Raw genomic sequence first — 10,217 nt, 5'->3', positions numbered from 1 at the left:
CATGGTCGCCATGGCCGTCGTCCATGCCGGCGCGGTGACCCTGTTCTGGCGCAGCGGCCAGCCGCCCCTGATGGCCCTGGCCCTGATGGTCCTGGCCGGCGGGGCGTTGAACAATGTCGCCTCCGGGGTCGATAGCCGGGCGCTGTTCTATCTGGGCGCCACCCCCTACGCCGTCAGCCTGGCCACCATGCCGATCTGGTGGTGGCAAACCTCGCGCGGCCAGGTGGCCATCCTGACGGTCTCGGTGATCTTCTTCATGGTGGCGGTGCATGGCACCTGGCGGCGGCTGCACCTGGCCCGCAAGGCGACGATCGCGGCGCGCGAGGACGCCGACCTGCGCCGCATCCAGGCCGAGGACGCCGTCGCCGATCGCGCGGCCATGGCCGCCATCGTCAGCCACGAGCTGCGCACGCCCCTGTCGGCGATCCTGGCCGGCGCCCACCTGATCCGCCGGGGCTCGCACCCGACCCAGGTCGCCGCCACGGCCGAGCTGATCGTCGACGCCGGCCACCTGATGACCGGCCTGCTCACCGACCTGCTCGACCAGGCCAAGATCGAGGCCCGGGCGATGAATCTTGAAACCCGCGACTTCGACCTGCTGGGCGCGGTGCGCGACGCCACCCGCTTCTGGACCGCCCAGGCCCAGGCCAAGGGCTTGAGCCTGCGCGAACCGCCCCTCGACCAGTCCGCGGTCTGGGTGTCGGGCGATCCGTTCCGCCTGCGTCAGATCCTCAACAACCTGCTGTCCAACGCGGTGAAGTTCACCGAGCAGGGGGTGATCGAACTGAGGGTTGAGGTGGCGGCCGCCGACGATCAGCGGCTGCGGGTGGTCATCGAGGTGGAGGACCAGGGGCCGGGCATCTCCGAAGACACCATGGCCCGGCTGTTCACCCCCTATGCCCAGGCCTCGCAGGAGACGGCCCGCACCTATGGCGGCACGGGGCTGGGTCTGGCGGTCAGCCGCCAGCTGGCCCGGCTGATGGGCGGCGAGCTGGAGGCCCGGCCCGGTCTGTCGGGCGGCGCGACCTTCCGCCTGGCCTTGAGCTTCGCGGTCGGCCAGGAGGCGGCCCGCGCCAGCGCCCCGGCCCTCGACGGGGCGGGTCCGGCGCTCTCGACCCTGAAAATTCTCGCGGTCGACGATCACGAGGTCAATCGCCGCACCCTGGCCCTGGTGCTGGAGCCCCTGGGCGTAGCCCTGTCGACGGCCACCGACGGCGTCGCGGCCCTGCGCCGCCTGGAGGCCGAGCGTTTCGACATCGTGCTGATGGACGTCAACATGCCCGGCCTGGACGGTTGCGAGGCGACCCGGCGCCTGCGGGCGGGCGCGGGGCTCAATCGCGACACGCCGGTGATCGGATTCAGCGCCGGGGTGGCGGCCGAGGAGGTCCAGGCCTGCCGCGACGCCGGCATGACCGACTGGGTGGCCAAGCCGCTGGACATCCGCGCGCTGTATGACGCCCTGGACCGCGCCGTCGCCTAGAGGTCAGGCGGCGGACGACCCGGCGTGGAACAGCCGGCCCTTCTCGGTGACCAGCACGGCGATCAGGCCCGCCACGCCAAAGCCGGTAAAGCCCAGGGTCAGGGGCACGACCGTGCCGTCGAACAGCTGGCCGATCCAGAACCCGAACAGCGCTCCGCCGATCGTGGTGATGAAGCCCTGGACCGAGGCGGCGGTGCCGGCCAGATGGCCGAGCGGCTCCATGGCCAGGGCCCCGAAATTGGACATGGTCAGGCCGAAACAGAACATCATTCCCGCCTGCATGCCGACGAAGACCCACAGGCTTTCATGGCCGCTCAGGGCGATCAGGGCGTGGACCCCGGCGAAGGCGATATAGCCGCACAGGGCCACGTGCGAGACGCGCCGCATGCCCAGCCGGCCGACGATCTGGGAATTGACCAGCGAGGCCACGGCGATGCCGCCGGCGATGGCGGCGAACAGCAGGGTGAACAGCTTGCCCGCCCCCAGCACGTCGACAAACACCTGCTGGGCCGAGTTGATGAAGCCGAACAGGCCGCCCAGCACCAGGGTCGAGGCGATCGTGTAGCCGATGGCGACCCGGTTGGTCAGGGCCTCCCTGAAGGCGGCCAGCACCGGACCTGGGGTCAGGGGGACGCGGTCTTCCGGGTGCAGGGTTTCGGGCAGTTTCAGGGCCGCCCAGGCGATCACCGCCAGGCCGAAGATCGCCAGCACGCCAAAGATCCACGGCCAGGGCGCGACCAGGACGATGGCCTGGCCGATCGAGGGCGCGATGATCGGCACGGCCAGGAAGACGATGAACGACAGCGACATCACCCGCGCCATCTGCCGGCCGCTATAGCAGTCGCGAACGATCGACACCGACAGCACCCGGGTGGCCGCCGCGCCGACGCCGCACAGGGCCCGGGCGACCAGCAGCATCTCGAACGAGGTCGAGAGCGCGCACAGGCCGGCGAACAGCACATAGAGCGACAGCCCGACCAGCAGCACCGGCTTGCGGCCGAAGCGATCGGCCAGCGAGCCATAGGCCAGCTGCGCCACCCCGAAGCCCAGCAGATAGGCGGTGATGATCCACTGGCGCTGATTGTGATCGGCCACGCCCAGGGCCTGGCCGATCTGGGGCAGGGCCGGCAGCATCGAGTCGATGGCCAGGGCGTTGGTGGCCATCATCGCCGCTATCAGGGCGACGAACGCCTTGAAGCCCATGCCGGGATGGGGATTGGAGATCGCTGACATGGAGACTTTCGCCGGACGCCCGGGCGCCGACGGACGCGAGACGAACTGAGGGCGGTATAGGCGATGGCCGCCTCGCCGCCAACCGCCGCCCGCCTCGTCCTAGAGCCCTTTAGCTTTAGGTGGGATCATCTAAAGCGTTGAAAAGGGCTCTAATTGTTTGCTTCTAGAGCCTGTTTATCCCGTTTTCATGGAACCATGAAAACGGGACAGGCTCTAGCCGTTGAACGACCGGATCGCGTCGATGATCGTCTGCTGGTCGGCCTCGCCCAGATAGGGATGCATCGGCAGGGCCAGCACCGTCTCGGCCTTGGCCTCGGTGACCGGCAGGCCGCCGGCCCCGCGCGGGAAGGCGGCGTAGGGGGCCTGGATGTGCATGGGCACCGGATAGTAGACCGCCGTCGGCACGCCCTGGGTCTTCAGGTGGGCGGCCAGGCCGTCGCGGTTCTGGTGCTCGATCACATACTGGGCCCAGACCGAGACACCGCCGGCGATGACGTCCGGCGTCGACAGGACCGCGCCCTTCAGGCCCTCGGCATAGCGGGCGGCCACGACCTGACGCAGGTCGATCTCGTCCTCGAAGATGGCCAGCTTCTCGATCAGGATCGCCGCCTGGATGGTGTCCAGCCGCGAGTTCATGCCGATGCGGGTGTTGAGGTACTTGGTGTCGTGGTCGAAGGTGCGGCCGACCAGGTCCGGGGCCACGGCCTTGCCGTGCACGCGGTAGCTGTCCATCAGGTCCCACAGCACCGGGTCATTGGTCAGCACCGCCCCGCCGTCGCCGTAGCAGCCCAGGGGCTTGGCCGGGAAGAAGCTGGTGGTGGCCACGTCGGCCCAGTGCAGCGGATGATGGCCGTTGAGGGTGCAGCCGAAGCCCTGGGCGCTGTCGGCGATCAGTTTCAGGCCTTCGCGGTCGCAGATCGCCTTGATGGCCGGATAGTCGGCGGGCTGGCCGAACAGGTCGACCGCGATCACCACCCGGGGGGTCAGCTTGCCCTCGGCCTTCACGGCGGCGATGGCCGCCTCCAGCTTGGCCGGGTCGAGGTTGAAGGTCTCGGCCAGGACGTCGACGAACACCGGGGTGGCGCCGACCCACGGCACGACTTCCGGCGTGGCCGAAGGAGGGGCAGAACACCGCGTCGCCCGGCCCGATGTTCCAGGCCATCAGCGGCAGGGCGATGGCGTCGGTGCCATTGGCGCAGGACAGGGCCAGCTTGGCCTGGCCGAACGCGGCCAGCTGGCTCTCGAAGGTGCGGACCTCGGGGCCCATCACATAGGCGCCGCTGTCGAGGACGCGGGCGATCGCCGCGTCGATCTTGTCGCGAATCCGGCGCTGCTGCGCGGCGAGGTCGATGAATGCCATGCTCATGGGGCGGCCTTGTAGTGGCGAGGGGCGTCGGTTTCGAGACAAACCCTGTAACCGACTGTTGCGCCCGCTTCGCCAACAATCGCCGGCCGCGGCGCCGACCGGCATTGACCCGGCGGTGCGTAGACGACATTTGCGGGTCATGCTGCTGGCCTCCCCGTTCAAGCTTCCCGATCTCGCCGCCCTGCCGGCGGCGCGCGCCGACGCCGCCCTGCTGTCACGCCTGTTCGACTGGGCCGGCGGTCTGGCCCTGAACCTGGTCTTGGCCCTGCTGACCCTGGTGGCGACCTTCTGGATCGCCCGCTGGGTGTCGGGCAGCGTCCGCCGGGCCCTGGGACGGGTGCATCGCAACAGCCCCGACACCACCCTGCAGAGCTTCGGCTCGTCGCTGGTGCGCTATGCGATCGTCGCCATCGGCCTGGTGGCGGTGCTGCAGCAGCTGGGGGTCAAGACCACCTCGATCCTGGCGGTGCTGGGGGCGGCGTCCCTGGCCATCGGCCTGGCCCTGCAGGGCGCGCTGTCGAACGTGGCGGCCGGGGTGATGATCCTGCTGTTCGGCCCTATCGGGTCGGCGACACCATCGAGACCGCCACCCGGGTGGGCACGGTCAAGTCGCTGGACCTGCTGTTCACCGAGATCGCCACCGGCCGACAACGTCAAGGTGATGATCCCCCCAACAGCAAGGTGTTCGGCGACGTCATCCTCAACTACTCGACCCACCGCACCCGGCGGGCCGACGTGCTGTTCAAGGTGCCGCTGAAGACCGACCTGGTGCCGTGCTGCAGAAGATGCGCGAGCGGGCCGAAAGCGATCCGCGCGTGCGCAAGGACCCGCCGGTGCAGGTCGAGGTCACCGACCTGTCGGAAGCCTTCGCCCAGGCCGCGATCCGCGCCTGGACGGCCCGGGAGGATTTCGCGGCGGTGAAGTCAGACCTGATCCTGGCGGCCCATCTGCTGTCGGACGACCCGACCCGGACCCTGCCGCCGCCGCGCCCGTCCAAGGCGCCTGATCCGTCTCCGGCCCTGCCGGGCGATCGCCCGCTGGACTTCCTGCGGCGAAAGAGCGCGAAGCGGGACCGCAAGCCGAAGTCGGCGGAGACGCAACCGCCGCCGCAGGCGGACTGACGTCCTGGCGTAGAGGCCCTAGGCCAGCTCGCCCCATTCGCTGGCGAACTTGGCGCCGACGCCGGGATCCTCGAACACCACCCGGCGGCCTTCGCCCGTGGTCTCCAGCAGATTGTGGATCATCACGAACGGAAAGCCGTTGGCGCTGAGGAATCCCTGCACGAACCGCGAGAAGCGCGCGGCCTCGTCGGCCGAGGCGATGCAGATGTCGGTGACAAAATCGGATGCGGGCATCGATCTTCCCTCATGGGTCGGATCACCCTAACGCGCGAACTCGCAAATGCGAAACAGGCTCGCGACTGCAAAATGCAACGACCCCGGATCAACCGGGCCGCGCAGGCTTGCTGATGCCTAGAGGATCGACTGGCCGGTGCCGGCCCAATCCTTCAGGAACTGCTCCAGGCCCTTGTCGGTCAGGGGATGCTTGAACAGGTCGACGAACACCGCCGGCGGGATGGTGACCACGTCGGCTCCGATGATCGCGGCGTCCTTGACGTGGGCGACATTGCGCACCGAGGCGGCGAGGATCTCGGTCTCGTAGCCGAAATTGTCATAGATCGTGCGGATGTCGCGGATCAGGTCCATGCCGTCGAAACCATAGTCATCCAGGCGGCCGATGAACGGCGAGACGAAGGTCGCGCCGGCCTTGGCGGCCAGCAGGGCCTGGGGGGCCGAGAAGCACAGGGTGACATTGGTCGAGATGCCCTCGCTGGCGAAGGCGGCGCAGGCGATCAGGCCGTCGCGGGTCAGGGGGATCTTGACCACCACATTGGGGGCGATGGCGGCCAGCTTCTGGCCCTCGGCGATCATGGCGTCGGCGGTGGTGGCGGCCACCTCGGCGCTGATCGGGCCAGGCACCAGGTCGCAGATCTCGGCGATCACTTCCAGCATCGGCGGCCCGACTTGGCGATCAGGGTCGGGTTGGTGGTCACGCCGTCGACCAGGCCGGTGGCGGCCAGGTCGGCGATGATCTTGGTGTCGGTGCTGTCGAGGAAGATTTGCATGGGCCTGCGCGGGTCTGGGGTGAGGTTGGCCCGTTCTATCGCGGGCGGCCCTCAGGCGCCAGCAGCGGGGTCAATCGCCGTCCGTGACCAGGGTGGCGATGCGGTCGCCGAGCCGCGCGCGCGCGAAGGCCAGCAGGTCGCCGCCCGGGAACAACAGGCCCTCGACCCCGGCTCGCCGCGCCGCCTCGACGTCGCGATCCTTGTCGCCGATCAGCACGCAGGCGGCCGGGTCCAGGTTCCAGTCGGCCAGGCCGCGCAGCACCATGCCGGGGTTGGGCTTGCGGTCGGGATGGTCGGGATGGCGGTAGCGTTCCACGCTCGCCTCCTCGCAGAACGGGCAGTGATAGAAGGCGTCGATCCGGCCGCCGACCTCGCCGAGCTGGGCGTTCATGACGCCGTGGAAGCGATCCACCGCCGCATCGTCGAAATAGCCGCGTCCGACGCCTGACTGGTTGGTGACCACGATCACCTTCAGGCCCGCCTGGGTGAAGGCGGCCACGGCCTCGCGGGCCCCGTCGATCCAGTCCAGGGCGGCCGGATCATGCACATAGCCGTGGTCGATATTGAGCACGCCGTCCCGATCCAGGAACACGGCTTGCAGCGAAAGAGCGTCGGTCATGCCTCGCACTTAGCGAGCAGGACGCTTCTGGACAAGCGACGCCCTTGGTCGGGGGCCGCGGCTTGGCTAGAAGGGTCGGGCTGCTGGAGTGGACCATGACCGACGCCTTCGCCGACGCCAAACGCCTGCGCGACCGGCTCAAGCTCTGGCTGCTCGACGACGCCTATCCCCTGTGGTGGACCGTCGGGGCCGACCATGCGCGCGGTGGATTCTTCGAGAAGATCGATATGAGCGGCGCGCCGGTCGAGGCGCCGCGCCGGGCGCGGGTCCAGCCGCGGCAGATCTACGCCTTCGCCGTCGCCGGTGAACTGGGCTGGACCGGTCCGTGGCGTCAGGCCGTCGAGCATGGCCTGGACTACTATGTCGCCCGCTATTGGCGGCCGGACGGCTTCATTCGCACCCTGGTCTCGGCCGATGGCGCGCCCCTGGACGACCGGGTCGACCTCTATGACCAGGCGTTCGGCCTGTTCGCCCTGGCCGAGGTCAGCCGGGTCATGCCCGAGCGCCGCGACGTGGTGGTTCTGGCGACCGATCTGCGCGCGGCCCTCGTCGCGCGGCTGAAGCACCCGGTCGCGGGCTTCGAGGAAAGCGATCCCCGCAGCCTGCCCCTGCTGGCCAATCCGCACATGCACCTGCTGGAGGCCTGCCTGGCCTGGGTCGAGGCAGGCGGCGACGCCGAATGGCGCGCCTTGGCCGACGAGATCGCTAACCTGGCCCTGACCCGCTTTGTCGACCCGGTCAGCGGCGGGGTGCGGGAATATTATGACGGCGACTGGGTTCCGGTCGCGGGCGTCACCGGCCGCATCCTCGAACCGGGACACCAGTTCGAATGGGCCTGGCTGCTGTTGCGCTGGGGGCGGCTGAGCGGCCGCCAGGACGCGATCGACGCGGCCCTGCGCCTGCTGGCGATCGGCGACGGGCCGGGAACCGATCCGGCGCGCGGCGTGACGATCTTCGCCCTGCTCGACGACATGAGCGTCCATGACGACGTCGCCCGCCTCTGGGCCCAGACCGAGCGGATCAAGGCCGGCCTCCTGGCCGCCGAGGTCACCGGCGACGACCGCTGGTGGGCGACGGCGGCGGCGGGGGCCGAGGGCCTGGCGCTCTATCTGGACACGCCGGTTGCGGGCCTATGGCGCGACAAGCTGCAGGCCGATGGCCGCTTCGTCGACGAGCCGGCGCCGGCCAGTTCCTTCTACCACATCGTTCTGGCGATCCTGGAGCTGGACCGCGCGGTCCAGGCCCGAGAGGCGCGTGAAGCCTAGAGCCAGGTGGTGATCAGCACGGTGGCGGCGACGACGGCGGTGATCTGGGTCTCGGCCGCCAGCTGGCTTTGATCGCCGGTCGCCAGGCTCAGGCCCGCGCCGGACACTTGGCCCTGCAGAAGCTGGACGGTTCCGGCCGGGAGCGTGGCGTGGGCCCCGGCCTCGAGGCGCCACAGGGCGACCGTGGCGGCGTCGCTGGTGGTCAGGATCTGACGTTCGACCCCGCCGCTCAGCGAGCGGACATGGCGCTTGACCAGGTCGCTGCCCCGGGCCTTGAGGCCGTCGACCAGGGTCTTGACGGCCTGGGCGTTGTCGCGGCGGCACACCAGGACGGCGTCGGGCTCGGCGACGATCACCAGGTCCGACACGCCGATCGCCCCGACGAACGGGCCGGTGGAGTGGATCAGCACATTGTTGCTGTCGAGCAGGACCACGTCGCCCTGCAGGGCGTTGTCGTCGCCGTCGCGGACCGAGGCGTCCCAGATGGCGTCCCAGGCCCCGAGGTCAGACCAGCTGAAGGTGGCGGGGACCACGACGGCCTTGTCGGTGCGCTCCATGACCGCATAGTCGAGCGAGATCTTGGCGGCTCGCGAAAAGCCGGCGGCGTCGAGGCGGATCTCGCCGGGCGTCACCACCGCCTCGGCCAGGGCGGCGCGCGCGCCTTCGGCGATGCTGGGCTCGAATCGCTCGAACTCGGCCATCAGGGTCGAGGCCAGGAAGGCGAAATTGCCGCTGTTCCAGAGATAGCCTTCCTCGACATAGCGGCGGGCGGTGTCGAGATCGGGCTTTTCGACGAAGGCCGCGACGCGGAACACCGCGCCCACGGCGGCGCCCGGGCGGATATAGCCAAAGCCGGTCGCCGGGCCGGTGGGGCGCACGCCGAAGGTGACGATCAGGCCCTGTTCGGCCGCCGTGGCCGCCACCCGGGCCGCCGCGCGGAACAGGTCCGGCTCGCCGACATGATGGTCGGCGGCCAGCATCAGGGCCACGCCTTGCGGATCCCGACCCTGGACATAGGCCGCCGCCGCCGCGATGGCCGGGGCGGAATCGCGGGCCTCGGGCTCGATCAGCACGATGACCGGCACGTCGATCTCGGCGGCCTGGCGTCGCACGAAGTCGGCCATGCCCGCGCCGGTGACCACCAGGGTCTCGTGGCCCTCCGCCAGGTCGCGGACCCGCAGCAGGGTTTCCTGGAAGCTGGAATGGCCGCCCAGCAGCTTGAGGAACTGCTTGGGCCGGTCGGGTCGCGAGGCGGGCCACAGCCGCGTGCCCGCGCCGCCGCACAGGATAACGGGATAGATTGCGCTCAAGACTTCATTCCCCGCGACGCGCTCGAGCGCTTGGTCTCGGCGGCCTGCCTAGCATGCCGCGCCGCCGGCGTCGCAACACTCGTCCAAGAGTTGCGCCAGGCCATCAGGCCGGCGTGCCGGCGCGCAGTTCGGCCAGCCAGATATCGGCCGTGGCGTCGGACGGCATCCGCCAGTCGCCGCGCGGCGACAGGGCCCCGCCCGACGAGATCTTCGGTCCGTTGGGCATGGCCGAGCGCTTGAACTGGTTGGCGAAGAACCGGCGCAGGAACAGCTCCAGCCAATGCTTGATCTCGGTGAGGTCATAGGCGCGGCGGGCGCTGTCGGGGGTGCCGACCGGCCAGGCCCCGGCCGCTTCATCGCGCCAGGCGCTCCAGGCCAGGTAGGCGATCTTCGAGGGCGCCATGCCGTAGCGGGTCAGGTAGTAGAGGTTGAAGTCCTGCAGGCGTAGGGACCCACGAAGCTTTCGGTGGCCTGGCCCTGTTCGCCCGGCACCAACTCCGGCGAGATCTCGGTGGCCAGGATGTCCTCCAGCAGGGCCGCGGTGTCCGCGTCGACGTCGCCCGAGGCGGCCACGAAGCGGATCAGGTGCTGGATCAGGGTCTTGGCGACGCCGGAATTGGGATTGTAGTGGCTCATCTGGTCGCCGACGCCGTAGGTGCACCAGCCCAGGGCCAGTTCCGACAGGTCGCCGGTGCCGACGACCAGCGCGCCGTTATGGTTGGCCAGACGGAACAGATAATCGGTGCGCAGCCCGGCCTGGACGTTCTCGAACGTCACGTCATAGACCGGCTCGCCCCGCGAATAGGGATGGTCGAGGTC

At 69.6% G+C, this 10,217-nt stretch carries 7 protein-coding genes and 5 pseudogenes; 5 read left to right on the top strand and 7 right to left on the bottom strand.

Annotation, left to right across the window (positions count from 1 at the left end):
* Positions 1–1,480: ATP-binding protein (locus CSW58_RS04640; RefSeq protein WP_099446493.1), on the top strand; the 1,480-nt coding region annotated here is incomplete at its 5' end.
* 3 nt (positions 1,481–1,483) lie between these two features.
* Here CSW58_RS04640 and CSW58_RS04635 read toward each other — a convergent pair.
* Both CSW58_RS04635 and CSW58_RS04630 read right to left on the bottom strand, forming a co-directional pair.
* Entirely contained in the window at positions 1,484–2,683 is a 1,200-nt protein-coding gene (locus CSW58_RS04635) for a multidrug effflux MFS transporter (RefSeq protein WP_099446492.1), read from the bottom strand.
* A 243-nt stretch (positions 2,684–2,926) separates the two neighbouring features.
* Positions 2,927–4,079 (bottom strand): annotated as a pseudogene (locus tag CSW58_RS04630) (DegT/DnrJ/EryC1/StrS family aminotransferase).
* On the opposite strand from CSW58_RS04630, the pseudogene CSW58_RS16060 reads away from it, so the two are divergent.
* The 3 genes and pseudogenes from CSW58_RS16060 to CSW58_RS16050 form a co-directional block, all read left to right on the top strand.
* Positions 4,063–4,530 (top strand): annotated as a pseudogene (locus CSW58_RS16060) (hypothetical protein); the annotation flags it as partial. The pseudogenes CSW58_RS04630 and CSW58_RS16060 overlap by 17 nt on opposite strands.
* Positions 4,531–4,673: 143 nt before the next feature.
* Positions 4,674–4,730: pseudogene (locus CSW58_RS16055) on the top strand (hypothetical protein); the annotation flags it as partial.
* 122 nt (positions 4,731–4,852) lie between these two features.
* Complete coding sequence (locus CSW58_RS16050; RefSeq protein ID WP_369825073.1) at positions 4,853–5,200, top strand: hypothetical protein; 348 nt, start codon at positions 4,853–4,855, stop codon at positions 5,198–5,200.
* A gap of 18 nt (positions 5,201–5,218) precedes the next feature.
* On the opposite strand, the gene CSW58_RS04620 is transcribed toward CSW58_RS16050, so the two are convergent.
* The 3 genes and pseudogenes from CSW58_RS04620 to CSW58_RS04610 all read right to left on the bottom strand — a co-directional run bounded on the left by CSW58_RS04620 (position 5,219) and on the right by CSW58_RS04610 (position 6,823).
* Positions 5,219–5,434 carry a hypothetical protein gene (locus CSW58_RS04620; RefSeq protein WP_099446491.1) on the bottom strand — a complete coding sequence of 72 codons (216 nt, stop codon included), beginning with the start codon at positions 5,432–5,434 and terminating at the stop codon, positions 5,219–5,221.
* Between the two features lie 117 nt (positions 5,435–5,551).
* Positions 5,552–6,204, bottom strand: a pseudogene (gene fsa / locus CSW58_RS04615) (fructose-6-phosphate aldolase).
* 70 nt (positions 6,205–6,274) lie between these two features.
* A complete protein-coding gene (locus CSW58_RS04610) occupies positions 6,275–6,823 on the bottom strand; it encodes an HAD-IIIA family hydrolase (protein WP_099446490.1) in 549 nt (182 codons plus the stop codon).
* 95 nt (positions 6,824–6,918) lie between these two features.
* On the opposite strand from CSW58_RS04610, the gene CSW58_RS04605 reads away from it, so the two are divergent.
* Positions 6,919–8,088, top strand: a complete 1,170-nt coding sequence (locus CSW58_RS04605) for an AGE family epimerase/isomerase (RefSeq protein WP_099446489.1) — start codon at positions 6,919–6,921, stop codon at positions 8,086–8,088.
* On the opposite strand, the gene CSW58_RS04600 is transcribed toward CSW58_RS04605, so the two are convergent.
* Both CSW58_RS04600 and nadE read right to left on the bottom strand, forming a co-directional pair.
* Positions 8,085–9,398, bottom strand: coding sequence for a mannose-1-phosphate guanylyltransferase/mannose-6-phosphate isomerase (locus tag CSW58_RS04600; RefSeq protein ID WP_099446488.1), 1,314 nt, complete (start codon positions 9,396–9,398; stop codon positions 8,085–8,087). The genes CSW58_RS04605 and CSW58_RS04600 overlap by 4 nt on opposite strands.
* Before the next feature lie 103 nt (positions 9,399–9,501).
* Positions 9,502–10,217 (bottom strand): annotated as a pseudogene (gene nadE, locus CSW58_RS04595) (NAD(+) synthase); the annotation flags it as partial.

The sequence above is a fragment of the Caulobacter sp. B11 genome (assembly GCF_002737765.1).
Classification (GTDB): domain Bacteria; phylum Pseudomonadota; class Alphaproteobacteria; order Caulobacterales; family Caulobacteraceae; genus Caulobacter.
Note: the sequence above shows the minus strand (reverse complement) of the source record. Positions and strands in the feature narration are given on the sequence as shown.